The organism is Desertibaculum subflavum (assembly GCA_003576705.1).
GTDB lineage: Bacteria > Pseudomonadota > Alphaproteobacteria > Ferrovibrionales > Ferrovibrionaceae > Desertibaculum > Desertibaculum subflavum.
Genome location: QOZS01000021.1, coordinates 40,523 through 66,800, shown reverse-complemented (window position 1 = coordinate 66,800; position 26,278 = coordinate 40,523). Strand labels below are relative to the sequence as shown.

Below are 26,278 nucleotides of genomic sequence, written 5' to 3'. Positions count from 1 at the left end.
CCGGCCCTCCCCGCCTGTCGGCGGGGAGGGGGAGTAAAAACGTCAGGCCGCCTGATAGCCCAGGACCGCCTTCACTTCGAGGAATTCCTCGAACCCGTACTTGCCCCATTCGCGGCCGTTGCCGGACTGCTTGTAGCCGCCGAACGGCGCCGAAAAATCGGGCGCCGAGCCGTTCAGGTTGATCTGGCCGGCGCGGAGCTGGGCCGCCACCTTGCGGGCATGCTCGCGCTCGCCCTGCACATAGCCGGCGAGGCCGTAGACCGTGTCGTTCGCCATGTCGACCACCTGCTCTTCGCTCTCGTAGGGCAGGATCGACAGCACGGGGCCGAAGATCTCCTCGCGCGAGATCGTCATCTCCGGCTTCACATTGGCGAACACCGTCGGGCGGACGTAGTAGCCGCGGTTCAGGCCTTCCGGACGGCCGGTGCCGCCGGTGACCACCGTCGCCCCTTCCTTGATGCCGGCCTCGATCAGCGCCTGGATCTTCTTGAACTGGGTCTCGCTGACCACCGGGCCGATCACCGTGTCCTTGGCCTGCGGATCGCCGACCTTCACCTTCTCCGCCGCCGCCTTGGCGATGGCGACCGCCTGGTCGTGCTGCGAGCTGTGCACGAACATGCGGGTCGGCGCGTTGCAGGACTGGCCGGAATTGGTGAAGCAGGCGGTGACGCCGCCCGCCACCGCCTTCTGCAGGTCGGCGTCCTGCAGGATGATGTTGGCCGACTTGCCGCCGAGCTCCTGATGCACGCGCTTCACCGTGTCGGCGGCCGCCTTGGCGACCAGGATGCCGGCGCGCGTCGAGCCGGTGAAGGAGACGAGGTCGACATCCGGGTGCGAGGCGATCGCCTGGCCGACGGTCGGGCCGTCGCCGTTGACGAGATTGAACACGCCCTTCGGCACGCCGGCCGCGTCCAGCACCTCGGCGAACAGGATGGCGTTGAGCGGCGCGATCTCGCTCGGCTTCAGCACCATGGTGCAGCCGGCGGCGAGCGCCGGCGCGACCTTGCACATGATCTGGTTGATCGGCCAGTTCCAGGGCGTGATGAAGCCGCAGACGCCGATCGCCTCGCGCGCGATCAGGGTCGAGCCCTCGACATGCTCGAACTGGTAGTCCTGCAGCACCTTGATCATCGAGTTCAGATGCGCCAGGCCGGTCGCGGCCTGGGCCTTGGTGGCGAGCCAGGCCGGCGCGCCCATCTCCGACGAGATCGCACTGGCAATATCGGCGTAGCGCGACTGGTAGACCTCCATGATCTTCTTCAGCAGGGCGACGCGCTCGTCCTTGCTGGTCTTGGAGAAGGTGGCGAAGGCCTTCTTCGCCGCCTTGACGGCGCGGTCGACATCGGCGGCCGAGCCCATGCTGATCTGGGCCACCGGCTCCTCGGTCGCCGGGTTGATCACGTCGAGCGTCTTCGGCTGGATCGGGTCGACCCAGGCGCCGTCGATATAGAACTGCTTGTTATGGCTCATTCGGGGTTCCTCCCAGGTGCGGATGAGATGGCCGGCATGCTATCGCAGGCCCGGCCGGATGGCATCAGGCGCCGCGCGGCTCCCTGAGGCAGATTGCCGCGACAAAGCCGGCAAAGCCGAGAATGGTCAAGCTCGCGAAGGCGAACAGATAGGTATCGGGCTGGTAGATCCGGATACCGGCCGACATGGTGCCCGCCCAGCGCAGGTCAAGCAGGGTCCCGATGACGAGCTGCATCACGCCGCCGATGCCGACGACGCAAGTGTTCACCAGGCCATAGGCGGCACCCGAAGCCGAAGCCGGGTTCTGCTCGCGCGCCACAATGAACCCGGTCAGCATCACGCCCGCCGAAAGGCCGTGCAGGGCGAGCAAGGCCTCGACCGCCCCGATCGGCAGGCGCTCCGGCCAGAACAGGACGGCCGCCATGGTCGCCGTGGCGAAGAACGAGCCGGTGGCCGCCACCGGCCGCCGCCGCCCGATCCAGTTGATGACGAAGCCGACGCTGATCGCGCCGGCCATCCAGCCGTAGAACATGAAGGTGGTGACCTGGCCGGCCGATGCCTTGTCGATTCCGTAGGCGATCTGCAGATACGGCACGCCCCACAATCCCGCGAAGGCCTGGATCGGCGCCGTCAGCGACATGCTGAACAGCGCGCAGATCCAGGTCTGCGGGTTGCGCGCGACCAGCTTCAACCCGAGCAGCAGGCCGTGCGACGTTTCCGCCGGCCTGACGCGGTCGCGCACCAGGATCCAGAACCCGGCGGCCAGCGCGAGCCCGACCAGGCCCAGCACGGCGTTGGTCTGCTGCCAGCCGATCGCGCCGATGGCGACCGCCAGCGGCACCTGGCCCAGCACCGCACCCGCCACGCCGACGGTCTGCGCGATGCCGGTCAGCAGCGGAAAGCGGCGCGGCTCGAACATCTGGGTGGCGACGGTCAGGCAGCCGACCCAGCTGAAGGCGGCGCCGATGCCGATCAGCAGCCGGCCGACCGACAGGCCGAGGAGCGAGCCGCCATAGGCGAAGACGATGCTGCCGATGCCGATGATCGCGAGCGCCGCGCTGACCAGCCGGCGCGGCCCCAGGCGATCGAGCAGCACGCCGACCGGAATCTGCAGGCCGGCATAGGCCCAGAAATAGAGCGCTGCCAGATTGCCCAATGCGGCAGCGCCGACACCGAGGTCGCGCATCAGCTCGGCCACCATCACCGATGGCGCCACGCGATGCACGAAGCCGTAGCAGAAGAAGGCGGCGGCGAGCGCGAAGGCCACAACCGCCCGCCAGGGCTGCACGCCCTGCCCCATCCGTTTCCTCTCCCGCCCTCCCCCTCGCGAGCGGGATCAGGCCTTCACGATCTTGTCGCGGCCGCGCGGCACCGCTTTCGTCGCATTGCGCGCATCGATCACCAGTTTCGACCACTCTACCAGCGCCGCGTAGTCGATGCCGTCGTGGTCGGTGCAGATCAGGGCTGCGTCATGCGCGGCGATCGCCGCCTTGCCCCAGGCAACGGACCGGCGACCGATCAGGGTCGGATGCTCGCGCAGGCGCGGAATGACCGGGACGAAGGGATCGAAATACTCGACCTTGGCGCCCTGCTTCTCCAGCAGCTCGGTCAGCTTGAAGGCCGGGCTCTCGCGACAATCCTCGACGTTCTTCTTGTAGGCGACGCCGATCAGCAGGATGCGGGCGCCCTTCAGCGCCATCGCGAAGCGGTCGTTCAGCGCCTCGGCCAAGCGGCCGACGACATAGGCGGGCATGGCGGTATTGACCTCGCCAGCGAGCTCGATGAAGCGGGTCGCGACATCGTATTCGCGCGCCTTCCAGGTCAGGTAGAAGGGATCGATCGGGATGCAATGCCCGCCGAGACCGGGCCCCGGATAAAACGGCATGTAGCCGAACGGCTTGGTCTTCGCCGCCTCGATGACCTCCCAGACATCGATGCCCATGCGCTCGAACACGACCTTGAGCTCGTTCACCAGCGCGATGTTGACGGCGCGGAAGATGTTCTCGGTGATCTTCACCGCCTCCGCCGCGTCGGGGCTGGACACGGGCACGACCTTGACCACCGCCTCGCCGTAGAGCGCGAGCGCGGCATCCAGCGCGCCCGTGCCGTCACCGCCGACGACCTTCGGGATGGTCGAGGTCTCGTAGTCGATATTGCCGGGATCCTCGCGCTCGGGCGAATAGGCGAGCAGGAAGTCGGCGCCGGATTTCAGGCCCCCCGCTTCCAGCAGCGGCCGCACCACCTCGCGCGTGGTGCCGGGATAGGTGGTCGATTCGAGCACCACCAGCTGGCCGCGCCGCAGGTGGCGGCCGATCTCGGCCGCCGTCGCCTCGACGAAGGTCATGTCGGGCTCGCGCTGGCGGGTCAGCGGCGTCGGCACGCAGATCAGGATTGCATCCGCCTCGCCCAGGCGGGAGAAGTCGGCGCTTGCCTCGAAGCGGCCGGTCGCGCGCATGGCGGCGACCTTGGCGTCGGGAATCTGCCGGATGTAGGAGCGCCCGCCGTTCAGCGCCGTGACCTTTTCGGGATCCACGTCGAATCCCAGGACCGGGAATCCCTTGTCGTTGAAGGCGCACACCAGCGGCAGTCCGACATAGCCGAGCCCGATCACGCCGATCCGCGCGGTATGCGCGCGGATCCGTTCGACCAATGCCGCGACGGGAAAGGTGGTAGTCGATTCATCCATGTTAACGCAGCCCAGAATCCGGCCCCGATCCGCCATCTGGAGGCCGCAAAGAGCCTTCTTATAGCGGGCTGTCCGGGGCATCAGTCACGGAAAATTCACCCGCCGGCAGCGACGGTTGCGCTTAAGCGCGCCGACGTGGCACAACCGCCCCGTTGCGCGCACCGGCGAACAACAGGCCAACGCCCGAACAGGTAGAACGCCATGAGAAAACCGGTCCGTAAGGCCGTATTCCCCGTCGGCGGCATGGGAACCCGCTTCCTCCCCGCCACCAAGGCGATGCCGAAGGAAATGCTGCCCGTCGTCGACAAGCCCTTGATCCAGTACGCGGTCGAGGAGGCGCAGGCGGCCGGCATCGAGCAGCTGATCTTCGTCACCGGCCGCGGCAAATCGGCCATCGAGGACCATTTCGACCATTCCTTCGAGTTGAGCCACCTGCTCGGCTCGCGCGGCAAGGAAGAAATGCTGAATTCCATCACCAGCTGGGTGCCGGGTCCCGGACGGGTGTCCTATACCCGCCAGCAGGAACCGCTCGGCCTCGGCCATGCCGTCTGGTGCGCGCGCGACCTGGTCGGCGACGAGCCCTTCGCCGTGCTGCTCGCCGACGACCTGATCCTGTCCCGCACCCCGTGCCTGAAGCAGATGACCAACGCCTATGCCGAGACCGGCGGCGTGATGATCGCCACCATGGACGTGCCGAAGGAACACGTCTCGCGCTACGGCATCATGAAGGTGAAGCGCGACGACGGGCGGCTCGCCGAAGTGAGCGGCATGGTGGAGAAGCCGTCGCCCGACAAGGCGCCGTCGACGCTCGCCGCAATCGGCCGCTATATCCTGCACCCCGAAGTTTTCGATCATCTGGAGAAGGTCGAGCGCGGCGCCGGCGGCGAGATCCAGCTGACCGACGCGCTGGCGCGCATGATCTCGACGCACCCCTTCCACGGCTTCCGCTTCGAGGGCGAGCGCTTCGATTGCGGCGACAAGGTCGGCTTCCTACAGGCCAACGTCGCCTTCGCCCTGGCCCGCGAGGACATGCGCGGGGAGGTCGCCGACTTCGTCCGCAATCTCTCCAACACGCTCTGAGCCGGAGGCGCGGTCATGGAAGTCGCGATGATCGGGACGGGCTATGTCGGCCTCGTCTCCGGCGCCTGCTTCTCCGAGTTCGGTCACACGGTGGTTTGCGTCGACAAGGAGGCGGCCAAGATCGAGAGCCTGAAGCGGGGCGAGATTCCGATCTACGAGCCCGGGCTCGACACGCTGGTGAAGAAAAACGTCGAGGCCGGCCGGCTGCGCTTCACCACCGATCTGAAGGACGCGATCAAGGCGGCCGACGCGGTCTTCATCGCCGTCGGGACGCCGTCGCGCCGCGGCGACGGCGAGGCCGACCTGACCTATGTCTATGCGGCGGCGAAGGAGATCGCGCAGTCGCTCGATCACTACGCCGTGGTGGTGACCAAGTCGACCGTGCCGGTCGGCACCGGCCGCGAGGTCAAGCGCATCCTGAAGGAGGCGCGGCCCGATCTGGAGCTCGATGTCGCCTCCAACCCGGAATTCCTGCGCGAAGGCTCCGCCATCGAGGATTTCATGCGGCCCGACCGCGTGGTGGTCGGTGCCGAGACCGATCGCGCAAAGGAAGTGATGCGCCGGCTTTACCGCCCGCTGTTCCTGCTCGAGACGCCGGTGCTGTTCACCGCGCTCGAGACATCGGAGCTGATCAAGTACGCTGCCAACACGTTTCTGGCCACGAAGATCACTTTCATCAACGAGATCGCCAACCTGTGCGAGCGGGTCGGCGCCAATGTCGATGACGTGGCGCGCGGCATCGGCCTGGACGGGCGCATCGGCAAGAAATTCCTGCATGCCGGGCCCGGCTATGGCGGGTCCTGCTTCCCGAAGGACACCCGCGCCCTGGTCGGCACCGCGCGCAAGCACGGTGCGCCGATCAAGATCGTCGAGACGGTGGTCGCCATCAACGACGCGCGCAAGCGCGAGATGGCGGAGCGCATCATCGAGGTCTGCGGCGACAACGTCGCCGGCAAGACCATCGCGGTGCTGGGTCTGACCTTCAAGCCGAATACCGACGACATGCGGGAAAGCCCGAGCCTCGATATCGTCCCCGCGCTGGTCGGCAAGGGCGCGACGGTGCGCGCCTACGACCCCGAGGGCATGAAGGAGGCACAGAAGGTGATGCCGCACATCACCTATTGCACCGATGCCTACGACGCGATGAAGGGCGCCGATTGCGTGGCGCTGATCACCGAATGGAACCAGTTCCGCGCCCTCAGCTTTGAACGCATGAAGCAGCTGGTGAAGCAGCCGGTGCTGGTCGATCTCCGCAACGTCTACAAGCCGGCGGAGATGGCCGCAGCGGGCATCGAGTACCACAGCATCGGGCGCCCGCACGTGCCGGTCGCCCCGAAGGGGTGACCGACATGGCGGCCTACAAGTTCCACCCCACGATCCTGCGCGAATACGACATCCGCGGCATCGTCGGCGAGACGCTGCACGAGAGCGATGCGGAGGCGATCGGCAGAGCCTATGCCACCATTGTGCGGCGCGGCGGCGGCAAGACCATCGCGGTCGGCCGCGACGGCCGCATGTCGTCCCCCGCCCTGGAGGCGGCGCTGGTGAAAGGCCTGACCGCCGCCGGCGCGGACGCGGTGCGGATCGGCGTCGGTCCGACGCCGATGCTGTATTTCGCCGTCCACCATCTGAAGGCCGATGCCGGCATCATGGTGACGGGCTCGCACAACCCGCCGACCCATAACGGCTTCAAGATGATGGTCGGCAAGCGGCCATTCTTCGGCGAGGACATCCTGGAGATCGGCACGATCGCCAATGCCGGCGCCTTCGCCGAAGGCCAGGGCAAGGCCAGCGAGAAGCCGGTCTTCGACGACTACATCGCCCGGCTGGCGCAGGACTACATCCCCGGCAAGGAACTGAAGATCGCCTGGGACGCCGGCAACGGCGCCGCCGGACCCGCCATGGCGGCGCTCGGCAAGAAGCTGCCGGGCCGCCATTTCATGCTGTTCGCCGAGATCGACGGCACCTTCCCGAACCACCATCCGGACCCGACGGTGCCGAAGAACCTGGAGGCGCTGCAGGCCACGGTTCAGCGGGAGAGATGCGATCTCGGCGTCGCCTTCGACGGCGATGGCGACCGCATCGGCGTGGTCGACAGCGAAGGCAGCATCCTCTGGGGCGACCAGATCCTGGCCTTCCTCGCCCGCGAGGTGCTGGGCGAGCATCCCGGCGCCACCATCATCGCCGACGTCAAGGCGAGCCAGATCCTGTTCGACGAGATTGCCAGGCTCGGCGGCAAGCCGCTGATGTGGAAGACCGGCCATTCGCTGATCAAGGCCAAGATGGCGGAGGCGAAGAGCCCGCTCGCCGGCGAGATGAGCGGGCATATCTTCTATGGCCACAAGTTCTACGGCCATGACGACGGCCTCTACGTCGCGGTCCGGCTGGCCAGCCTGCTCGCGCGCAGCGACTTTTCGCTCGCCGACTACCGCAAGCGCCTGCCCAAGGCGATCAACACGCCGGAGCTGCGCTTCGATTGCGCCGAGGAGCGCAAGTTCAAGGTCGTGCAGGAGGTCGCCGCCCGCCTCGCCAAGGAAGGCGCAGAGGTCGATGCGGTGGATGGCGTGCGGGTCAAATCGGCCGATGGCTGGTGGCTGCTGCGCGCCTCCAACACCCAGGCGGTGCTGGTCGCGCGCTGCGAATCCACCACCGAGGCCGGCCTCCAGCGGCTCAAGGCGACGCTCGCCAAGCAGCTGGCGGCGAGCGGGCTCAGCTTCCCGGAGGAAGGCGCAGCGTCCGGCCATCATTGAGCGGCTCCAAGTATGATGCGCAACACCGCCTAACTGATGCTTGACACATCACTAGAGATTGCTGAATGCTAACCTGACGTTGTTCAGGTCGGCATCGATGGCATTCCCGTCATGATCACCGCGGCGCAGCTGCGGGCCGCGCGCGCCCTGCTCGGCATCGACCAGCGCCAGCTGGCCGGCCTCGCCGGCTTGTCGGTGCCGACCATCCAGCGGATGGAGGCGAGCAACGACGTCATCCGCGGCAACGTCGACTCCCTGATGAAGCTGATCGCCGCCCTCGACGGCGCCGGCATCGAGCTGATCGGCGAGGGCGCCGCCAGTTCGTCCGGCGGTCGCGGCGTGCGGCTGAGATCGTCCGCGGCGGAGCCGAAGGACCGCCCATGACGCCGGCCGCGACCTCGCTGCTCTGCGTCGCGGCACTGCTCGCGACCGCGCTGGTTGCGGTGCCGTTCGGGCGGCGGGCCCGGGCGACCCCGGCGATCTACGGCGCCAGCCTGGCGGCCACCGTCGTCGCCCTCGCCGGCGCCCTGCTCCACCTGGTTGCCGGCGGCACTTCAGAGGTCGTGCTGCCGCTCGGCTTGCCCTGGCTCGGCGCGCATTTCCGACTCGACGCGCTGGCCGCCTTCTTCCTCGTCGTCGTCAATTTCGGCGGCGCGGCCGCCAGCCTCTACGGCCTGGGCTATGGCCGCCACGAGGAGGCGCCGCACCGCGTGCTGCCGTTCTTCCCGGCCTTCCTGGGGGCCATGAACCTGGTGGTGCTGGCCGACGATGCCTTCAGTTTCCTGCTGTGCTGGGAGTTCATGTCGCTCGCCTCCTGGGCGCTGGTGATCGCGCACCACCGCGCAACCGACAACACCCGGGCCGGCTACATCTACCTGGTGATGGCGAGCTTCGGGACGCTGGCCCTGCTGCTCGCCTTCGGCCTGCTCGCCGGGCCGCAGGGCGGCTACGGCTTCGCCGCGATGCGCGCCGCCGAGCACCCGCCGCTGGTCGCCGCCCTGGTGCTCGGACTGCTGATCCTCGGGGCCGGCTCCAAGGCTGGCCTGGTGCCGCTGCATGTCTGGCTGCCGCTCGCCCACCCGGCGGCGCCGAGCCACGTCTCCGCCCTGATGAGCGGGGTGATGACCAAGGTCGCGATCTACGGCTTCGTCCGCGTCGTGTTCGACCTGCTGAGCGAGCCGAGCTGGTGGTCCAGCATGGTGGTGCTGGCGCTCGGCGGCGCCACCGCCGTGCTCGGCATTCTCCACGCCTTGATGGAGCGCGACCTCAAGCGGCTGCTGGCCTACAGCACGATCGAGAATATCGGCGTGGTGTTCGTCGGCCTCGGCCTGGCCCTCGCCTTCCGCGCCGAGGGCATGGGCTGGGCGGCGGCGTTGGCGCTGACCGCGGCGCTGTTCCACGTGCTCAACCACTCACTGTTCAAGAGCCTGCTGTTCTTCGGCGCCGGCGCCGTGCTGGGCGCGACGGCGACGCGCGACATGGACCGGCTCGGCGGCCTGATCCACCGCATGCCGCGGACCAGCTTCGCCTTCCTGGTCGGCTGCGCCGCGATCTCGGCGCTGCCGCCGCTGAACGGCTTCGCGTCGGAATGGCTCGCCTTCCAGGCGATCCTACAGAGCCCCCAGCTCTCGGCCTGGGGGCTCAAGATCATGGTGCCGGCGGTCGGCGGCCTGCTCGCCCTGTCGGCCGCGCTCGCCGCGGCCTGCTTCGTCAAGGCCTTCGGCGTCACCTTCCTCGGCCGGCCGCGCTCCGACGCCGCGGCCGCGGCGCACGAGGTCGACCGCTTCTCGCAGGCCGCGATGTTCATCCTCGCCGGCCTCTGTCTCGCCGCCGGCATCCTGCCCGGCTTCGTGATCGATGCCGTGGCGCCGGTGACGCAGGCCCTGGTCGGCGACCGCATGCCGCGGCAGACCGGCGTCGAGTGGCTGTCGATCGTGCCGATCGCCGAGGGCCGCAGCTCCTATAACGGCCTGCTGGTCTTCCTGTTCATCACCATCTCGGCCTCGCTCGCCGTCGTGGTGATCCACCGCTTCGCCTCGCGGGCACTGCGTCGCGGCCCGGCCTGGGGTTGCGGCTTCGTCGAGCCGAGCCCGATGACGCAGTATTCCGGCGTGAGCTTCGCCCAGCCGATCCGCCGGGTATTCGGCACGCTGGCGTTCCGCGCCCGCGAGCATGTCGAGATGCCGCCGCCCGGCGACATGCGGCCGGCCCGCCTGACGGTGCAGATGCACGACCTGGTCTGGGACGCGCTCTACGCGCCGATCGCCGGCGCCATCGGCTTCGCCGCCGATCGTCTCAACACGCTGCAGTTCCTCACCATCCGCCGCTATCTCAGCCTGGTGTTCCTCGCCCTGGTCGGCCTGCTGCTGGTGCTGGCGATATGGCCCTGATCCTCGACCTCCTGGTGCAGGGCGGGCAGATGGCGCTGGTGCTGGCGCTGTCGCCGCTCCTGACCGGGTTCGTGCGCAAGGTCAAGGCGCGGCTGCTGCGCCGGCGCGGCCCCTCGATGCTGCAGCCCTACCGCGACCTGCTGCGCCTGCTGCGCAAGGAGGTGGTGCTGGCGGACAACGCCTCCTGGCTGTTCCGCGTCACGCCCTACCTGATCTTCGCCGCGACCTGGGTCGCCGCCGCGCTGGTGCCGACCTTCGCCATCGGCCTCAAGTTCAGCTGGACCGCCGACCTGATCGCCATCATCGCCCTGCTCGGCAGTGCCCGCTTCTTCCTCGCCCTCGCCGGCATGGATGTCGGCACCAGCTTCGGCGGCATCGGTTCCAGCCGCGAGGTGATGATCGCGACCCTGGCCGAGCCCGCCATGCTGCTGATCGTGTTCACCCTGGCGCTGGTCGCCGGCTCGACCCAGCTCTCCATGGTGGCGGTGATGATGTCCCAGCCGGAGGTCGGCCTCAGGGTGTCGCTCGGCCTCGCCCTGATCGGACTGATCATGGTGGCGATCGCCGAGAACGCCCGCATCCCGGTCGACAACCCGACAACCCATCTCGAGCTCACCATGGTGCATGAGGCTATGGTGCTGGAGTATTCCGGCCGGCACCTCGCCATGATCGAGTTCGCCGCCTCGCTCAAACTGCTGCTCTACATCTCGCTGATCGCCTGCGTGTTCGCGCCCTGGGGCATCGCGGCGCCAGATTCCGCGCCGCTCGCCTATGCGATCGGCACCGCGGCCTATCTCGGCAAGCTCGCCCTAGGCGGCGCCCTGCTCGCGCTGTTCGAGACATCGATCGCCAAGATGCGCGTGTTCCGCGTGCCCGACTTCCTGGGCGCCGCCCTGATGCTAGGGCTGCTCGGCACGCTTCTGCTGTTCGTCTCGCGGAGCCTGTAGATGGACGGCCTCATCTTCGATATCGCCCATCTGTTCGCCGGCGGCCTGGTGCTGGTCAGCTTCATGCTGCTCTACCAGGACCGGCTCTATGCGCTGCTCAACATCTTCGCGCTGCATGCCTTCGTGCTGGCGCTCTCAGTCGCCTGGCAGGCGCTGGTGCAGGCGGCGCCGCATCTCTACGTGACGGCGGCGATCGCGCTGGGGTTCAAGGCGATCGTCATCCCGGTGGCGCTGCACCGCATCATCCAGCGCCTCGGTATCCATCGCCAAGTGGAGACGGTAGTCGGCATGGGGCCGACCATGCTGGCCGGCATGGGCCTGGTCGCGCTCTCCATGGTGGTCATGCTGCGCGTCACGCCCGAGGCCGATCCGCTGGCCCGCGAGGACCTCGCCTTCGCGCTCTCCGTCGTGCTGCTCGGCCTCCTGATGATGGTGACGCGGCGCAATGCGGTCAGCCAGGTGATCGGCTTCATGTCGCTGGAGAACGGCCTGATCCTGGCCGCTACCGGCGCCAAGGGCATGCCGCTGGTGGTCGAGATCAGCGTCGCCTTCTCGGTGCTGATCGCCTTCATTGTGATCGGCATCTTCCTGTTCCGCATCCGCGAGCGCTTCGACACCGTCGATATCGGCGCGCTCGACGACTTCCGGGGCGAGCGCAAATGAGCCTCGCCGCCCTCGACGCCGTCACCCTGGTGCTGCTGCTGCCGATCGCGGCGGCGGCGCTGCTGGCGGTGCTGCCCGGCTATCGTTTCTCCGCCCGGCTCAATGTCGGCGCCAGCCTGCTCACCCTGTTCGCCGCGCTTTCGCTGTTCGTCAGCGAGCGGCCGCCCGTCGGCCAGTTTCTGTTCGTCGACGACCTCAACATCGTCTTCATCGTGCTGAACACCTTCGTCGGCTTCACCACCAGCGTGTTCAGCGCCAGCTATATCGGGCACGAGCTGGAGACCGGACGGCTAACGCCGGCCCACCTGCGATTCTACCACGCGATGTACCAGGTGATGATGTTCGGCATGAACCTGGCACTGGTGTCGAACAATATCGGACTGATGTGGGTGGCGGTCGAGCTCGCCACCCTCACCACCGTCCTGATGGTGGGCATCTACCGCACCCATGAGGCGCTGGAGGCGGCCTGGAAGTATTTCATCCTGGGCAGCGTCGGCATCGCGCTCGCGCTGTTCGGCACCATCCTAGTCTACATGGCGGCGCGGCCGGCGATCGGCGAGGGCCTCGACGCCATGATTTGGACGGTGCTGATCGAGCACGTCGCCGCCTTCGATCCGGCCCTGCTCAACCTCGCCTTCGTGTTCCTGCTGCTCGGCTACGGCACCAAGGTCGGCCTCGCGCCGCTGCATGCCTGGCTGCCGGACGCCCATGCCGAGGGCCCGACGCCGATCTCGGCGGTGCTGTCGGGCCTGCTGCTCAACGTCGCGCTCTATGCCGTGCTGCGCTTCAAGATGCTGCTGGCGCAGAGCCCGGATGCCATCGCGCCCGGGCCGCTGATGATCAGCATGGGTCTGACCTCGCTGATCTTCGCCGGCTTCATGCTGTACCGCCGGCGCGACATCAAGCGCATGTTCGCCTATTCCTCGATCGAGCATATGGGCATCATCACCTTCGCCTTCGGCATGGGGGGCCCGCTCGCCAATTTCGCCGGCCTGCTGCACATGGTGATGCACAGCCTGACCAAGTCGGCGATCTTCTATGCCGTCGGCCATATCGCGCAGATCAAGGGCACGCAGAAGATCGCCGAGATCCGCGGCCTGACTGAAACGCATCCCTGGCTCGGCTGGGGCCTCGTCATCGGCGTCGTCGCCATCGCCGGCCTGCCGCCGCTCGGCATCTTCATGAGCGAGTTCCTGCTGGTCAGCTCGACCTTCGCCCGCCAGCCGCTGCTCGCCATACCTCTGGTGTTCGGCCTGCTGGTCGCCTTCGGCGCCCTGCTGCTGCGCCTCAGCAGCATCGCCTTCGGCGAGCCGAAGGGCAGCGCAGCGCCGGCGGAAGCGTCCTATGTGCCGATGTACGCGCATCTCGCGCTGGTGTTGGGCGCCGGCCTCTATCTGCCGCCGCCGCTGGTGGTCTGGTTCCAGCACGTCGCTCGCGTGCTCGGATGATCGCGAGGAGGAGCCTGCAGTGCCGACCCTCGACGAGCTGATGCGGCAAGGCCGCCCGGTGGCACGGCACCGGCCTTGGCCGCGCACCGTGGTCGATGCAGCGGCCTGGAACGCCGCAGCCGGCCGCCTGAGCGACGGCGACTGGACCCTGCTCGGCCTCTGGGGCGAGGCCGGGGCGGTGCACATGGCGCTGCTCGACGGCACCGGCGGGATCGGCGTCGTCAGCCTCGATTGCGCCGATGGGCGCTATCCTTCAATCGGACAGCGCCATCCGCCGGCGCTGCGCCTCGAGCGCGCCGCGCGCGACCTGTTCGGCCTGCAGCCGCTCGGCTTGCCCGACATCCGGCCCTGGCTCGATCACGGCGGCTGGGGCCTGCGCCACCCGCTGGCCGCCCGCACCGAGGCGACCGAGCCGGCGCCGTCCTACGTGTTCCTGCCGGGCGAGGGCGAGGGCCTGCACCAGATCCCGGTCGGCCCGGTGCATGCCGGCATCATCGAGCCCGGCCATTTCCGCTTCACCGCCAGCGGCGAGACCGTGGTCCGCCTTGAGCAGCGGCTCGGCTACGTACACAAGGGCATCGAGGGGCTGATGGCCGGCGCCGACCTTGACCGCGCCGCGGCGCTTGCGGGGCGCACCTCCGGCGACAGCACGGTGGCCTATGCCCTCGCCTTCGCCCGAGCCGCCGAGGCGGCGACCGGCGCGACGGCACCGCCGCGCGCGCAATGGCTGCGCGCGCTCATGGCGGAGCTGGAGCGGCTGGCTAATCATTTCGGCGATATCGGCGCCATCTGCAACGACGCCTCCTTCACCCTGATGCATGCGCATTGCGGCATCCTGCGCGAGCGCGTGCTGCGCGCCGCCGATGCCTGTTTCGGCCACCGGCTGATGCGCGACCGCATTCTGCCCGGGGGTGTCGCGGTCGATCTCGCCAATTCAGGCGTGGCGGCCCTGCGGGCGTTGATCGCCGAATGCCGCGCCCGCTTCCCGGCCCTGACCGAGCTTTACGACAACACGGCGTCGCTGCAGGACCGAACGGTCGGCACCGGCATCCTGTCGGCCGCGCTCGCGCGCCAATATGCCGCCGGCGGCTATGTCGGTCGGGCCTCCGGCCGCAGCTTCGACGCCCGCCGCACGCCCGGCTATCCGCCCTACGACACCCTCCGCTTCGATGTGCCTAGCCTGGATGCCGGCGATGTCGATGCTCGTGTCTGGGTCCGCATCCGCGAGGCCGAGCAGAGCCTGTCGCTGCTCGAGCAGATCCTGCACCAGCTGCCGGAGGGACCGCTACGCGCGGAGCCCACCCCACCAAGTGAACCCTGCGAGGGCATGGCACTGACCGAAAGCTTCCGCGGCGACGTGCTGGTCTGGCTTCGACTCGCGGCCGACGGCACCGTCGCGCGCTGCCACTTGCGAGATCCGTCGTGGTTCCAGTGGCCGCTGCTGGAGGCGGCGATCCACGGCAACATCGTCGCCGACTTCCCGCTCTGCAACAAGTCGTTCAACTGTTCCTATTCCGGCCACGATCTCTGAGGGCAGCCGGTCATGCGCAAGCTCCTGTTCAGCGGAATGTTCCGGGCGCCGGTGACCGAACCCCGGCCCCCCACCGACGACGCCGCGCTGCGCGAGCTGGCCCAGGCGGTCGACCGGTCTGCCCGGCGGCGCCTCGGCCACAGCCTGTCGATCCGTGAGGTGGATGCGGGCTCCTGCAACGGCTGCGAACTCGAGATTCATGCGCTCAACAACGCCTTCTACGATCTGGAGCGCTTCGGCATCCGCTTCGTCGCGTCGCCGCGGCACGCCGACGTGCTGCTGGTTACCGGCCCGGTAACCGCCAACATGCGCGACGCTCTCGAGCGCACCTTTCAGGCAACGCCGGACCCGAAATGGGTGGTCGCCGTCGGCGACTGCGCGGTTGACGGCGGCTGCTTCGCCGGCAGCTATGCCGTGGTCGGCGGCGTGGCGAGGGTGGTGCCGGTCGACCTGCACATCCGCGGCTGCCCGCCAAATCCGAACGCCTTGCTGCAGGGCCTTCTCGCCCTGCTCGACCGTGTCGGCGAGGGCGGCCGCAGCGCGTGAGATCGCACAACCGGCCGGCTATCATGCCGGCCATGTCGCCCTCCCCGTTGGTTCACCTCGCGCCCGCCGTCGCCGATGCGTTGGCGGCCGGCAGGCCGGTGGTGGCGCTGGAATCCAGCATCATCGCGCACGGCTTCCCGCCGCCGCAGAACCGCGCCTTGGCCGACGAGCTTGCGGCGACCGTGACCGCCGCGGGCGCCGTTCCCGCCATGATTGCCGTGATCAGCGGCGAGCTCCGCGTCGGCCTCGATGCCGATGCGCTCGACCTTCTGGTAAGGGGGAATCTCGCCAAGGCCTCGGCCCGCGACCTCGGCCCATTGATCGCCGCCGGCGTCACCGCCGGAACCACGGTCGCCGCCACGGCGCGGATCGCCGCGCTCGCCGGGATCAAGGTCTTCGCGACGGGCGGGATCGGCGGCGTGCATCGCCGCCTGCCGAACGACAGCGGGCCTCCCGACATTTCGGCGGATCTGGCTGAACTCGGCCGCACCACGATCGCCGTGGTCACGGCGGGCGCGAAGTCGATCCTCGACCTGCCGGCGACCGTCGAGATGCTGGAAACGCTCGGCATCGGCGTCATCGGTTACGGCACGGCGGAATTCCCGGCTTTCCACAGCCGCGAAAGCGGCCTGCCGCTTGCGCACCGGGTGGACGGCATCGCGCCGCTCGCTGCGGCGGTCCGGGCCCATCTACATGTCGCCGGCACGGCCATGCTGGTGTGCAATCCCCCTCCCGCCGCAATTGCCGTCCCCTGGGCGGAGTTGTCCGGCTGGATCGAGGCGGCCCTGCAATCGGCCGGCCGCGAAGGCGTCAGCGGCCAGCGCGTGACGCCCCATCTGCTGGCCGCGCTCAATCGCTTCTCCGGCGGCCGCAGCCAGGCAGTCAACCGCGCATTGGCGCTGGACAACGCGACCTTGGCGGCAAAACTCGCCGTCGCGCTCTGAACCGGCTATCGGGAGATCAGCGAACCGTCAGGTGCCGACGACGAGGCAGTCCTGGCCCTTGGACTTGAGGACGCGGCAGGCCTCACGCGCCTCGTTCAGCGAGAGACCGCCGACCCGGGCCCGGAAATACTTGCTGCGCCCGTCGCGGTCGACATAGGCATCCTTCTCGTCCAGCTGCGGCACCAGCTTCGCCGCCTTGCGCGCCACCTGTTCGGCGGCCTGGGCGCGGCCGAACGCGCCGACCTGGACCGCGTAACCGCCACGACCCGACGCCTTCTCGTCGGTCGCCGCCTGGGCGGTGGAAATCGGATTCACCGCCTTGGCCGCCCGGGCGACCACGGCCCGCAGCTTGCTGGAATTGCCGGCGACCATGGTCGAGGAATCGCGGAACCCGGCATCCAGCAACTTGACCATCTGGGCGTCGCGCACCGAGGCCGTGTTGCCGCCGAACACCACGCCGACCAGGCGCCGACCATCGCGCACGGCGGAGGCGACCAGGTTGAAACCGCTCGCGCGGATGAAGCCGGTCTTGATGCCGTCGACGCCATCGTACCGGCTCAGCAGCTTGTTGTGATTGGCGTGCGCCACGCCGTCGAAGGAAAAGCTTTCGCGCGAGAAGTAGGGGTAGTAGCGGGGATGGTCGCGCACCATCGCCGCGCCGAGCGCCGCCATGTCGCGCGCGGTCGTCTGCTGCGCGGAGTTGGGCAGTCCGGAGGCGTTCTGGAAAACGGTGCTCGACATGCCGAGCTCGCGCGCCTTCGCCGTCATCAGTTCGGCGAAAGCGCTTTCCGACCGCGCCACGCCTTCGGCCAGCACCACCGCCGCATCGTTGGCGGACTTGGTCACCACGCCGAGGATGGCGGCTTCCACGGTGATCGTCTCGCCCGGCTTGAGGCCGAGCTTCGACGGCTCCTGCCCCGCCGCGAAGCCGGATACGTGCAGGCGCTGATGCAATTTGAGCCGGCCGCTTTCCAAGGCCTCGAACACGAGGTAGAGCGTCATGATCTTGGTCAGCGAGGCGGGATAGCGGAGCTCGTCCTCCCGGTCGCCATGCAGAACCGCGCCGGTCTCCGCGTCGATCAGGATCGAAGCGGTGCGATTGTCGACTTGAGGCCGCGCGGAGGACTTTTTGGAGGGCGCGCTTTTCGCCCAGGCGCCGGAAGCGGCCAGCAACGTAACCAGCAAGGCCACCATCAAACGACGCATACTAGGGTTCCCCCTTAATCCGTGGCAGCATTCCGCCGATGGCTTCCCGCACAGCGAATCGCGCCTCGATCAATGACCAAAGGCTAAGGTTGCCGGAATCGGCTGTCCAGCCAATATCCGCTTACATCCTTAAGAAAACCCCAATGATTCACCACATGCAAACATCGATTAACCAGTTCTGTCGGCGCGCCGCCTCGTACTCGACAGCAATTCTCGTCTTGTTCTTGTTGGGCTGTGCCGCTGCCGGCCCCGACGACAATCCGCTGACCCGCAGTTTCACTTGGTTCAGCTATCTGGGTGGCGACGATATCCGAAGCAGCTGCAACGCCGGCGGGCCGGATGCCATGCGTTTTGTCTACAATGCGCAGTGGCACGATCAGGTCCGGACCTACGAAGTGCGCCCAGGCTTCGGCGGCCGGGCCGGCACGGTGGAAGCCCGGGTGCTGGGGCAAGGGGACGTGGCGACGATCAACGTGTACGACCCGCTGCGTCCGTGGCGCGGCGATCGCGCCGACAGCCCGATCACCCCGGCCGAGTTCGACCAGCTGGCGGCCGCGCTGGACCAGGCGGTCGCCGGCCCGCGCATGCGTCCGGGCCAGTTCCTGCGCTCCGACGCATATTATTGGGTCGCCGCCGCCTGCCGCGACGGCAAGTTCCGCTTCGCCGCCTGGCAGGGCGGCGACCAGGACCTGCGCCGGCTGCCCTTCCCGCCCCTTCTGCAGCGCCTCGATGCGACCGGGATCGCGTTGCGTGCGCCGCGCGACATAGCGCTCGGCCCGTTCCGTCGGCACGACCCGATGACCGATCGCGACCATTTCCAGCTGCAGCTCGGCGAGAACGGCCTGCGCGTCGGCCCCCGGCTTTAGCGGGCGCCTGCGACGCGGCATTGTGCATCGCAACATCAGATGCCTTGTGCGGCGCCCTGCAGGCGGCGGAGACGTGATCGCCGCCGGGTCGGCCGGCTCGCCCGAATCAGCGACCGCATCGGCATTCTCATGGTTAACACCCTGAATTTGGAGTGTTTCTCAGCCGCTTCCAAAATTCTCTTGTGCAGCGCAGCAATTCCCCTTGACGCGGCGCAGCAGAAAGCTTAATTATGCGCCATGCTGCATTGCAGCAATGGACAAGGCGACCAGATTTGCAACGCGCAACCAGCGCAACGGAGGATCGATCTATGGCTGTGAAGGCGAAGGCGGCGGACGCCGCGAAGTTCGGCGACGAAGCGATGACCGTGGGCAAGGATGCCATCGAGGCCGCGATGAAGGCCGGCGAAGAGGCCGCAACCAAGGCTTATTCCATGGGCAAAGAGCGTTTCGACGCGGCGACCAAGAGCTTCGGCGAGCTGACGGCGTTCAATCAGGAGACCGTCGAGATGATGGTGCAGACGTCGACCAGGACCGCCAAGGCCTTCGAGGCGCTGAGCGCCGAGATGGTGGCCTTCTCCAAGGCCCGGGTCGACGAGGGCGTCGCCGCCGCGAAGGCCGCGATGACGGCCAAGACGCTGAAGGAGCTGCTCGACATCCAGACCGGCTTCGTGAAGGACTCGGTCGAGACCCTGGTCGCGCATTCGACCAAGATGGGCGAGATGGGCCAGAAGGCCGTGCAGGAAGCGATCGAGCCGGTCGGCGCCCGCTTCAAGCTGGCGGTGGAGAAGTTCGGCAAGCCGCTGGCGGCGTAAGCCAGGGGGCATCAGCCCGATTTCAGTCCTGAGTTCGCGTGGTTGCGGAGCCCGGCTGTCAAGGCCGGGCTCTTTGCTTTTGTGCCGCGGCTTGAAATTCAACGCTCCTTGAACCACCTGCTGCTAAGTCAAGTCTGGCGAAACCGCCCGCAACTCCGATATTCTGTCCGGGCACGGCGGTGGCTTGCAGCGTGCCCCTGGAGCTGTGGATGAGTGAGGAGCGTAGAAACGGAGAGAACGGCACGTCGACCGGCGTCGTCACCAAGACGCGGCCGAAGACGAAGAAGCCGCCTCTCTACAAGGTCCTGTTGCTCAACGACGACTACACGCCGATGGAGTTCGTCGTCCACGTGCTCGAGCGTTTCTTCAGCAAGAACCGCGAGGAAGCGACGCGGATCATGCTGCATGTGCACCAGAAGGGCATCGGCGTCTGCGGCGTCTTCACCTACGAGGTGGCGGAGACCAAGGTGGCGCAGGTGATCGATCTCGCCCGCCAGAACCAGCACCCGCTGCAATGCACCATGGAGCGCGACTGAGTGTGAGTTTGCCGATCGACGACGTCTCTTTGCCGATGACCTGAGGAGTGGAGCGCTTGCCCGGTTTCTCCCGCAATCTCGAACAGACCCTGCATCGCGCGCTCGCCCTTGCCACGGCCCGGCGACACGAATTCGCCACGCTCGAGCATCTGCTGCTCGCGCTAGTCGACGACAACGACGCGATGTCGGTCCTGCGCGCCTGCAATGTCGATCTGGAACGGCTGCGCACGCGCGTCACCAAGTTCGTCGACGAGGACCTGCGCGATCTCGCGCTCGATCGCCGCGAGGAGGCGAAGCCGACCCTGAGCTTCCAGCGCGCCGTGCAGCGCGCGCTGTTCCATGTGCAGTCGTCGGGGCGCGAGGAGGTCACCGGCGCCAACGTTCTGGTCGCCATCTTCTCCGAGCGCGAGAGCCATGCCGTCTATTTCCTGCAGGAGCAGGACATGTCGCGGCTGGACGCGATCAGCTTCATCAGCCACGGAATCGCCAAGACGCCCGGCCGGGCCGAGAGCCGCCCGGTGCGCGGCGCCGATCCCGAGCAGCCGCAGGAGCCGCGCGGCGGATCAGGCGCCGGCCAAGGCCAGGCCCAAGGCAAGAACCAGGAGGCGCTGGCGAATTACTGCGTCAACTTGAACGAGAAGGCCAAGGCGGGACGGATCGATCCGCTGATCGGCCGCGAGCTCGAAATTGAGCGCACCATCCAGATCCTGTGCCGCCGGTCGAAGAACAACCCGCTCTTCGTCGGCGACCCCGGCGTCGGCAAGACCGCCATCGCCGAAGGACTGGCGCGCCGCATCGTGCTGGGCGAGGTGCCGGAGGTGCTGAAGACCTCGGTGATCTACGCCCTCGACATGGGCACGTTGCTCGCCGGCACCCGCTATCGCGGCGATTTCGAGGAACGGCTGAAGGCCGTGGTCGCCGAGCTCGAAGCGATCAAGGGCGCCATCCTGTTCATCGACGAGATCCACACCGTGATCGGCGCCGGCGCCACTTCGGGCGGTGCGATGGACGCGTCGAACCTGCTGAAGCCGGCGCTGGCTTCCGGCACGATCCGCTGCGTCGGCTCGACTACCTACAAGGAATACCGTTCCTATTTCGAGAAGGACCGCGCGCTGCTGCGCCGGTTCCAGAAGATCGACGTCAACGAGCCCTCGGTCGAGGACGCGATCAAGATCGTCAAGGGGCTGAAGCCCTACTACGAGGAATTCCACAAGGTCCGCTACACCAACGAGGCGATCCGCGCCGCGGTGGAGCTCGCCGCCAAGTACATCAACGACCGCAAGCTGCCCGACAAGGCGATCGACGTGATCGACGAGGTCGGCGCGGCCGAGATGCTGAAGCCGGAGAGCAAGCGGCGGAAGACCATCAGCGTGCGCGAGATCGAAGGCATCGTCGCCAAGATCGCCCGCATTCCGCCGAAGAGCGTCTCCAAGCGCGATACCGAGAACCTGCGCAACCTGGAGAAGGAACTGCAGCGCGTGGTGTTCGGCCAGGACAACGCGATCACCGCGCTCTCGGCGGCGATCAAGCTTGCCCGCGCCGGCCTCCGCGAGCCGGAGAAGCCGATCGGCTGCTACCTGTTCTCCGGCCCGACCGGCGTCGGCAAGACCGAGGTCGCGCGCCAGCTCGCCTCGATCATGGGCGTCGAGCTGATCCGCTTCGACATGTCGGAGTACATGGAGCGCCACACCGTCTCGCGGCTGATCGGCGCGCCGCCGGGCTATGTCGGCTTCGACCAGGGCGGCCTCTTGACCGACAAGGTCGACCAGCACCCGCACGCGGTGCTGCTGCTGGACGAGATCGAGAAGGCGCATCCCGATCTGTTCAACATCCTGCTGCAGGTGATGGATCACGGGAAGCTGACCGACCACAACGGCAAGGCGATCGATTTCCGCAACGTGGTCCTGATCATGACCACCAATGCCGGCGCCACGGAATCGGCCAAGAACGCCATCGGCTTCGGCCGCGGCCTCAAGGAAGGCGAGGACGAGGAAGCGATCAAGCGCATGTTCACGCCGGAATTCCGCAACCGGCTGGACGCGGTGATTCCCTTCGACGCGCTGTCGCCCGAAATCATCGCCCGCGTGGTCGACAAGTTCGTGGCGCAGCTCGAAGCCCAGCTCTCCGATCGGAACGTCACGATCTCGTTGACGGACGAGGCGCGGACCTGGCTCGCCGAGCGCGGCTACGACCGCCTGTTCGGCGCGCGGCCGCTGGCCCGCGTGATCCAGGAGAACATCAAGAAGGGCCTGGCCGACGAACTCCTGTTCGGCAAGCTTTTGAAGGGCGGTCACGTCAAGGTGCGGGTCGAGGCGGGCAAGCTCGCCTACGACATCACGCCGAACGATGTCGCGCCGCCGCGGCCGGACGACGGCGAGCGTTCCGCCGAGCAGGACGCCGAGGTTACGACCTAGGCGGCCGGCGTCAGCGCATCAGCAGGATCGCCAGCATCGCCGTGCCCACGGCGATGCGGTACCACGCGAAGGGCTGGAAGCCGTAGCGCGAGATGAAGGCGATGACGCTGCGCACCACGATCAGCGCGGCGATGAAGGCCGTCACGAAGCCGATGGCGATCAGCCCCGCCCCGTCGAAATCCAGCACCGCGCGGTTGCGATAGAGGTCGTAGACGCAGGCCGCCAGCATGGTCGGCACCGCCAGGAAGAACGAGAATTCCGTCGCCGCCTTGCGCTCGGTCCCGAGCAGCAGCGCGCCCATGATGGTGGCGCCGGAGCGCGACACGCCCGGCACCATCGCCACCGCCTGGCAGAGCCCGATGCGAAAGGCGAGCCAGGGGGTGAAGGCGTCGACCTGATCGATCCGGGGCTTCGGCTTGAACCTCTCGATCGCCAGGATGGCGATGCCGCCCAGGATCAGGGTCGTGGAGACGACCCAGGGCGAGAACAGCAGGTCCTTGATCTTGCCGCCGAACGCCGCCCCGATACCGAGCGCGGGAATCAGTGCCGCGAAGATGTTGATCGCGAAGCACCGCTGCACCGGGTCGTTCGCCAGGCCCAGCAGCGCGGCGATGAAGCGCTGCCGGTACAGCCAGAGAATGGCCAGGATGGCGCCAAACTGGATGACGATCTCGAACACCTTGCCTGGCGGGCCCTGGAACCCCATCAGATCGATCAGCAGGATCAGGTGGCCGGTGGAGGAAACCGGGATGAACTCGGTCAATCCTTCGACCACCCCGAGCAAGCCGGCGGCGACCATGGTTCCGATGTCGAGGGTGACCGACATGCGGGCGCGACTCCTTCGAGCTTGGGGGGTGGATTCGTGCGGCGAGGGAGACTAGAGGCGCCGGATCGGCCGCGGCAAGGCGGCAATTGCACGCGCCGTCGCAAGCTTGCCTAAGACGGCCCGACCCGCTACCAGTGGCCGCCTCCCGCCCGCCAGGAGCAGAGATGGCCAGAATCATCGGCAACTTGTTGATCGAGGTACTGAGTATCTACAGCTACTTGGTCCTGGCCTCGGTCATCTTCAGCTGGCTGATGGCTTTCAATGTCGTCAACACGCAGAACCGCATCATCTATGCGATCTGGGATTTCCTGAACCGCATCACCGAACCGGCGCTGCGCCCGATACGCCGCATCCTGCCGAATCTAGGCCCGGTCGACATTTCGCCGCTGGTGCTGCTGCTCGGTATCCAGCTTCTGCTGATCCCGGTCGTCGGCTACATCTTCTTCGGCTATTGAGCGCGCGAAGCCCGCTCGTGACGACGACCGCCCAGGGCATCCGCATCGCCGTGCGCGCCCAGCCCAAGGCCGCATGCGATGCCATTGATGGCGTGCGAGGCTTTCCCAGTGGCGAACGCCTTGCGGTCAAGGTCACCGCGGCGCCCGATCGCGGCCGCGCCAACGCCGCCATCGTGGCGCTGTTGGCCAAGGCGCTTGGCGTCGCGCCTACCGCGGTGACGGTCGCCGGCGGCGAAACCGGCCGCGACAAGATCATGGCCGTCGCCGGCGATCCGGCCGCCCTGCTTTCTCGCTTCCACATGCTGGCCCGCCCATGACCGCCAAGCGCATCGACGGAAAGATTATCGCCGAGGCCCTGCGCGCCAGGGTGGCGAAGGAAGTCGCAGAGCTCGCCGCAGCGCACGGTGTCGTGCCCGGCCTGACGGTGGTGCTGGTCGGCGACGATCCGGCCAGCCAGGTCTATGTGCGCAACAAGGGCAAGCACACGGCCGATGCCGGCATGCGGTCCGACACCATCCGCCTGCCGGCCGAAACCGATCAGCAGACGCTGCTCGCCACCATCGGCCGCCTCAATGCCGATCCGGGGGTGCACGGCATTCTGGTCCAGCTTCCCCTGCCCGCGCAGCTCGACAGCCTGGCGGTGATCCAGGCGATCGATCCGGACAAGGATGTGGACGGCCTGCACCCCGTCAATGCCGGCCGCCTGGCGCAGGGCCTGCCGGGGTTCGTGCCCTGCACGCCGCTCGGCTGCATGATCATGCTGGAGGGTGAGATCGCCGATTTTTCCGGGCTGGAGGCTGTGGTGGTCGGCCGTTCCAACCTGGTCGGCAAGCCGATCGCGCAACTGCTGCTCGCGAAGAACTGCACGGTCACCATGGCGCATTCGCGGACCCGCGACCTGCCCGCGGTCTGCCGCCGGGCCGACATATTGGTTGCGGCGGTGGGCAAGGCCGAGTTGGTGCGCGGCGACTGGATCAAGCCCGGCGCCGTGGTGATCGATGTCGGCATCAACCGCTTTCCACTGCCCGACGGCAAAAGCCGCCTGATCGGCGACGTCGCCTATGCGGAGGGGGTCGAAGTCGCCCGGGCCATCACGCCGGTGCCGGGCGGCGTCGGCCTGATGACGGTCGCCTGCCTGCTGGCCAATACGCTGACGGCAGCCCGGCGCAGGCTCGGCCTTTCGGGCTGATTCGGGTTAGAATGCCGGGTTCCCGCGGTCGGAGGGATGGGTCATGGATCGGGCGTCTCTGGAAAAGCTGGTGCTGGATTTCACCGCCGCGTTCAACCGCGACGATCTCGACGCGGTGATGTCCTATTTCGCCGAGGACGGCGCCTATGACGAGTTCAACGGTGCCCGCTCGGTCGGAAAGGCAGCCATCCGCGCCGCCTTCGAGCCGCAGTTCTCGGGCAAGTTCGGCACCATCCGCTTCCTGCAGGAAGATCTGTTCGTCGATCCCGACGCGGCCAAGGCCATGATCAGCTGGGAATGCACGCTCACCTCCAAGGACCGGGCCGGCGGCTGGCGCGGGCTGGACCTGATCCATTTCGACAAGCAGGGCTGCATCACCCTGAAAGAGACTTATGCCAAGGCGGAGAAGCCGCTGATGCGCAAGCGCGAGAGGGTGGCATGAGCGAGAAGCCGATCCCGTTCCGCAAGGCGCCGAAGCCATCGGCCCCGGCCGCCGCACCGCTGACCGACTATGCCGGCTTCCCGCGCATCCGCATGCGCCGCAACCGGCGGCACGACTGGTCGCGCCGGCTGGTGGCGGAGAACGTGCTGACCGCGGCGGATCTGATCTGGCCGGTCTTCATCCACGACGGCGACAATCTCGCGACCGACATCCCCTCCATGCCCGGGGTTCAGCGCCTGTCGATCGACCTGCTGGTCGAGCGCGCCGCCGCGGCGCGCGATCTCGGCATCCCGGTGATCGCGCTGTTTCCGGCCCTCGACCCAAGCCTGAAGACCCCGGACGGCGACGAGGCGATCCGGCCCGACAACCTGGTCTGCCGCGCCATTCGCGCGGTGAAGCGCGCGGTGCCGGAAATCGGCATCCTCTGCGACGTGGCGCTCGATCCCTTCACCAGCCACGGGCAGGATGGGCTGGTGCGCGACGGCTATGTGGTCAACGACGAGAGCGTCGAGGTCCTGGTCAAGCAGGCATTGGTGCAGGCGGAAGCCGGCTGCGACATCATCGCGCCGTCGGACATGATGGACGGCCGCGTCGGCGCGATCCGATCGGCGCTCGAAGGCGCCGGCCTGATCAACGTGCAGATCATGGCCTATGCGGCGAAATATGCCTCCGGGTTCTACGGGCCGTTCCGCGACGCGCTCGGCTCCGGCGCCAGTCTGGGCAAGGGCGACAAGCGCACCTACCAGATGGACCCGGCCAATGGCGACGAAGCCCTGCGCGAAGTCGCGCTCGATATCGCCGAGGGCGCCGACATGGTGATGGTGAAGCCCGGCATGCCCTATCTCGACCTCTGCTGGCGGGTGAAGGAGACGTTCGGCCTGCCGACCTTCGCCTATCAGGTATCGGGCGAGTACGCGATGCTGAAGGGCGCGGCGCTGAACGGCTGGCTCGACGGCGACAAGGTGATGCTGGAGAGCCTGCTCGGTTTCAAGCGCGCCGGCTGCGACGGCATCCTCACCTACTTCGCCGTCGATGCCGCGAAGCGGCTGAAGGCCGGCTGATCCACCCGGGTTCCTG

Annotated in this window: 25 protein-coding genes; 20 read left to right on the top strand and 5 right to left on the bottom strand. The window is 67.7% G+C overall.

Annotated features, from left to right (window positions below; translation table 11 throughout):
* Positions 1–42: 42 nt before the first annotated feature.
* The 3 genes from DT074_RS13065 to DT074_RS13055 form a co-directional block, all read right to left on the bottom strand.
* Positions 43–1,470 carry an aldehyde dehydrogenase family protein gene (locus DT074_RS13065; protein ID WP_119420295.1) on the bottom strand — a complete coding sequence of 476 codons (1,428 nt, stop codon included), beginning with the start codon at positions 1,468–1,470 and terminating at the stop codon, positions 43–45.
* 64 nt (positions 1,471–1,534) lie between these two features.
* Positions 1,535–2,770: an MFS transporter gene (locus DT074_RS13060; RefSeq protein ID WP_119420294.1), complete on the bottom strand. Its 1,236-nt coding sequence runs from the start codon at positions 2,768–2,770 to the stop codon at positions 1,535–1,537.
* A 36-nt stretch (positions 2,771–2,806) separates the two neighbouring features.
* Positions 2,807–4,156, bottom strand: coding sequence for a nucleotide sugar dehydrogenase (locus DT074_RS13055; protein ID WP_119420293.1), 1,350 nt, complete (start codon positions 4,154–4,156; stop codon positions 2,807–2,809).
* Positions 4,157–4,357: 201 nt separating this feature from the next.
* Here DT074_RS13055 and galU point away from each other — a divergent pair, with 201 nt between their 5' ends.
* The 11 genes from galU to DT074_RS13000 all read left to right on the top strand — a co-directional run bounded on the left by galU (position 4,358) and on the right by DT074_RS13000 (position 16,455).
* Positions 4,358–5,236: a UTP--glucose-1-phosphate uridylyltransferase GalU gene (galU, locus tag DT074_RS13050; RefSeq protein WP_119420292.1), complete on the top strand. Its 879-nt coding sequence runs from the start codon at positions 4,358–4,360 to the stop codon at positions 5,234–5,236.
* Between the two features lie 15 nt (positions 5,237–5,251).
* Positions 5,252–6,580, top strand: a complete 1,329-nt coding sequence (locus DT074_RS13045) for a UDP-glucose dehydrogenase family protein (protein ID WP_119420291.1) — start codon at positions 5,252–5,254, stop codon at positions 6,578–6,580.
* Between the two features lie 5 nt (positions 6,581–6,585).
* Positions 6,586–7,986, top strand: coding sequence for a phosphoglucomutase/phosphomannomutase PgmG (gene pgmG / locus DT074_RS13040; RefSeq protein WP_119420321.1), 1,401 nt, complete (start codon positions 6,586–6,588; stop codon positions 7,984–7,986).
* Positions 7,987–8,097: 111 nt separating this feature from the next.
* Positions 8,098–8,370, top strand: a complete 273-nt coding sequence (locus DT074_RS13035) for a helix-turn-helix domain-containing protein (RefSeq protein ID WP_119420290.1) — start codon at positions 8,098–8,100, stop codon at positions 8,368–8,370.
* Complete coding sequence (hyfB, locus tag DT074_RS13030) at positions 8,367–10,376, top strand: hydrogenase 4 subunit B (RefSeq protein ID WP_119420289.1); 2,010 nt, start codon at positions 8,367–8,369, stop codon at positions 10,374–10,376. The genes DT074_RS13035 and hyfB overlap by 4 nt, the downstream gene beginning before the upstream one ends.
* Positions 10,367–11,323 carry a respiratory chain complex I subunit 1 family protein gene (locus DT074_RS13025; protein ID WP_119420288.1) on the top strand — a complete coding sequence of 319 codons (957 nt, stop codon included), beginning with the start codon at positions 10,367–10,369 and terminating at the stop codon, positions 11,321–11,323. The genes hyfB and DT074_RS13025 overlap by 10 nt, the downstream gene beginning before the upstream one ends.
* Positions 11,324–11,986, top strand: a complete 663-nt coding sequence (locus tag DT074_RS13020; RefSeq protein WP_119420287.1) for a hydrogenase-4 component E — start codon at positions 11,324–11,326, stop codon at positions 11,984–11,986. It abuts the gene before it with no gap.
* A complete protein-coding gene (locus DT074_RS13015) occupies positions 11,983–13,434 on the top strand; it encodes a hydrogenase 4 subunit F (RefSeq protein WP_119420286.1) in 1,452 nt (483 codons plus the stop codon). Before DT074_RS13020 ends, DT074_RS13015 begins: the two co-directional genes overlap by 4 nt.
* A gap of 19 nt (positions 13,435–13,453) precedes the next feature.
* Positions 13,454–14,965 (top strand): hydrogenase large subunit, encoded by a 1,512-nt coding sequence (locus DT074_RS13010; RefSeq protein WP_119420285.1) that lies wholly within the window; start codon positions 13,454–13,456, stop codon positions 14,963–14,965.
* A 12-nt stretch (positions 14,966–14,977) separates the two neighbouring features.
* On the top strand, positions 14,978–15,511 hold the full coding sequence (locus tag DT074_RS13005) for an NADH-quinone oxidoreductase subunit B family protein (RefSeq protein ID WP_119420284.1): 534 nt from the start codon (positions 14,978–14,980) through the stop codon (positions 15,509–15,511).
* A 32-nt stretch (positions 15,512–15,543) separates the two neighbouring features.
* On the top strand, positions 15,544–16,455 hold the full coding sequence (locus tag DT074_RS13000; RefSeq protein WP_119420320.1) for a pseudouridine-5'-phosphate glycosidase: 912 nt from the start codon (positions 15,544–15,546) through the stop codon (positions 16,453–16,455).
* 27 nt (positions 16,456–16,482) lie between these two features.
* On the opposite strand, the gene DT074_RS12995 is transcribed toward DT074_RS13000, so the two are convergent.
* Positions 16,483–17,661, bottom strand: a complete 1,179-nt coding sequence (locus DT074_RS12995) for a D-alanyl-D-alanine carboxypeptidase (protein WP_119420283.1) — start codon at positions 17,659–17,661, stop codon at positions 16,483–16,485.
* A 155-nt stretch (positions 17,662–17,816) separates the two neighbouring features.
* Here DT074_RS12995 and DT074_RS12990 point away from each other — a divergent pair, with 155 nt between their 5' ends.
* The 4 genes from DT074_RS12990 to clpA all read left to right on the top strand — a co-directional run bounded on the left by DT074_RS12990 (position 17,817) and on the right by clpA (position 22,289).
* Complete coding sequence (locus tag DT074_RS12990; RefSeq protein ID WP_162914872.1) at positions 17,817–18,527, top strand: hypothetical protein; 711 nt, start codon at positions 17,817–17,819, stop codon at positions 18,525–18,527.
* Between the two features lie 308 nt (positions 18,528–18,835).
* Entirely contained in the window at positions 18,836–19,339 is a 504-nt protein-coding gene (locus DT074_RS12985; RefSeq protein WP_162914871.1) for a phasin family protein, read from the top strand.
* Between the two features lie 209 nt (positions 19,340–19,548).
* Complete coding sequence (gene clpS, locus DT074_RS12980) at positions 19,549–19,875, top strand: ATP-dependent Clp protease adapter ClpS (RefSeq protein WP_119420280.1); 327 nt, start codon at positions 19,549–19,551, stop codon at positions 19,873–19,875.
* Between the two features lie 56 nt (positions 19,876–19,931).
* Entirely contained in the window at positions 19,932–22,289 is a 2,358-nt protein-coding gene (clpA, locus tag DT074_RS12975) for an ATP-dependent Clp protease ATP-binding subunit ClpA (RefSeq protein ID WP_119420319.1), read from the top strand.
* 10 nt (positions 22,290–22,299) lie between these two features.
* Here clpA and DT074_RS12970 read toward each other — a convergent pair whose 3' ends face one another.
* Positions 22,300–23,115 (bottom strand): undecaprenyl-diphosphate phosphatase, encoded by an 816-nt coding sequence (locus tag DT074_RS12970; protein WP_368744648.1) that lies wholly within the window; start codon positions 23,113–23,115, stop codon positions 22,300–22,302.
* A 164-nt stretch (positions 23,116–23,279) separates the two neighbouring features.
* Between DT074_RS12970 and DT074_RS12965 the strand changes: the two genes are divergently transcribed.
* Genes DT074_RS12965 through hemB form a run of 5 tightly spaced genes read left to right on the top strand, consistent with a single transcriptional unit; the run spans position 23,280 to position 26,262 of the window.
* Positions 23,280–23,570, top strand: coding sequence for a YggT family protein (locus tag DT074_RS12965; protein WP_119420279.1), 291 nt, complete (start codon positions 23,280–23,282; stop codon positions 23,568–23,570).
* A 17-nt stretch (positions 23,571–23,587) separates the two neighbouring features.
* Positions 23,588–23,887 carry a DUF167 domain-containing protein gene (locus DT074_RS12960; protein ID WP_368744647.1) on the top strand — a complete coding sequence of 100 codons (300 nt, stop codon included), beginning with the start codon at positions 23,588–23,590 and terminating at the stop codon, positions 23,885–23,887.
* On the top strand, positions 23,884–24,759 hold the full coding sequence (folD, locus tag DT074_RS12955) for a bifunctional methylenetetrahydrofolate dehydrogenase/methenyltetrahydrofolate cyclohydrolase FolD (protein ID WP_119420277.1): 876 nt from the start codon (positions 23,884–23,886) through the stop codon (positions 24,757–24,759). Before DT074_RS12960 ends, folD begins: the two co-directional genes overlap by 4 nt.
* 43 nt (positions 24,760–24,802) lie before the next feature.
* Positions 24,803–25,201 carry a YybH family protein gene (locus DT074_RS12950; protein WP_119420276.1) on the top strand — a complete coding sequence of 133 codons (399 nt, stop codon included), beginning with the start codon at positions 24,803–24,805 and terminating at the stop codon, positions 25,199–25,201.
* A complete protein-coding gene (hemB, locus tag DT074_RS12945) occupies positions 25,198–26,262 on the top strand; it encodes a porphobilinogen synthase (RefSeq protein WP_119420275.1) in 1,065 nt (354 codons plus the stop codon). The genes DT074_RS12950 and hemB overlap by 4 nt, the downstream gene beginning before the upstream one ends.
* Positions 26,263–26,278 lie beyond the last annotated feature (16 nt).

Excerpts from the sequence above, each read along its gene's own strand:
- DT074_RS13055 (WP_119420293.1), bottom strand. The coding sequence starts at position 4,156 with ATGGATGAATCGACTACCACCTTTCCCGTCGCGGCATTGGTCGAACGG.
- DT074_RS12950 (WP_119420276.1), top strand. The coding sequence starts at position 24,803 with ATGGATCGGGCGTCTCTGGAAAAGCTGGTGCTGGATTTCACCGCCGCG.
- clpS (WP_119420280.1), top strand. The coding sequence starts at position 19,549 with ATGAGTGAGGAGCGTAGAAACGGAGAGAACGGCACGTCGACCGGCGTC.
- DT074_RS12965 (WP_119420279.1), top strand. The coding sequence starts at position 23,280 with ATGGCCAGAATCATCGGCAACTTGTTGATCGAGGTACTGAGTATCTAC.
- DT074_RS13065 (WP_119420295.1), bottom strand. The coding sequence starts at position 1,470 with ATGAGCCATAACAAGCAGTTCTATATCGACGGCGCCTGGGTCGACCCG.
- hyfB (WP_119420289.1), top strand. The coding sequence starts at position 8,367 with ATGACGCCGGCCGCGACCTCGCTGCTCTGCGTCGCGGCACTGCTCGCG.
- DT074_RS12985 (WP_162914871.1), top strand. The coding sequence starts at position 18,836 with ATGGCTGTGAAGGCGAAGGCGGCGGACGCCGCGAAGTTCGGCGACGAA.
- DT074_RS12990 (WP_162914872.1), top strand. The coding sequence starts at position 17,817 with ATGCAAACATCGATTAACCAGTTCTGTCGGCGCGCCGCCTCGTACTCG.
- DT074_RS13025 (WP_119420288.1), top strand. The coding sequence starts at position 10,367 with ATGGCCCTGATCCTCGACCTCCTGGTGCAGGGCGGGCAGATGGCGCTG.
- DT074_RS12995 (WP_119420283.1), bottom strand. The coding sequence starts at position 17,661 with ATGCGTCGTTTGATGGTGGCCTTGCTGGTTACGTTGCTGGCCGCTTCC.
- pgmG (WP_119420321.1), top strand. The coding sequence starts at position 6,586 with ATGGCGGCCTACAAGTTCCACCCCACGATCCTGCGCGAATACGACATC.
- galU (WP_119420292.1), top strand. The coding sequence starts at position 4,358 with ATGAGAAAACCGGTCCGTAAGGCCGTATTCCCCGTCGGCGGCATGGGA.
- DT074_RS13000 (WP_119420320.1), top strand. The coding sequence starts at position 15,544 with ATGTCGCCCTCCCCGTTGGTTCACCTCGCGCCCGCCGTCGCCGATGCG.
- DT074_RS12970 (WP_368744648.1), bottom strand. The coding sequence starts at position 23,115 with ATGTCGGTCACCCTCGACATCGGAACCATGGTCGCCGCCGGCTTGCTC.
- folD (WP_119420277.1), top strand. The coding sequence starts at position 23,884 with ATGACCGCCAAGCGCATCGACGGAAAGATTATCGCCGAGGCCCTGCGC.
- DT074_RS13005 (WP_119420284.1), top strand. The coding sequence starts at position 14,978 with ATGCGCAAGCTCCTGTTCAGCGGAATGTTCCGGGCGCCGGTGACCGAA.
- DT074_RS13045 (WP_119420291.1), top strand. The coding sequence starts at position 5,252 with ATGGAAGTCGCGATGATCGGGACGGGCTATGTCGGCCTCGTCTCCGGC.
- DT074_RS13035 (WP_119420290.1), top strand. The coding sequence starts at position 8,098 with ATGATCACCGCGGCGCAGCTGCGGGCCGCGCGCGCCCTGCTCGGCATC.
- hemB (WP_119420275.1), top strand. The coding sequence starts at position 25,198 with ATGAGCGAGAAGCCGATCCCGTTCCGCAAGGCGCCGAAGCCATCGGCC.
- DT074_RS13020 (WP_119420287.1), top strand. The coding sequence starts at position 11,324 with ATGGACGGCCTCATCTTCGATATCGCCCATCTGTTCGCCGGCGGCCTG.
- DT074_RS13015 (WP_119420286.1), top strand. The coding sequence starts at position 11,983 with ATGAGCCTCGCCGCCCTCGACGCCGTCACCCTGGTGCTGCTGCTGCCG.
- DT074_RS13060 (WP_119420294.1), bottom strand. The coding sequence starts at position 2,770 with ATGGGGCAGGGCGTGCAGCCCTGGCGGGCGGTTGTGGCCTTCGCGCTC.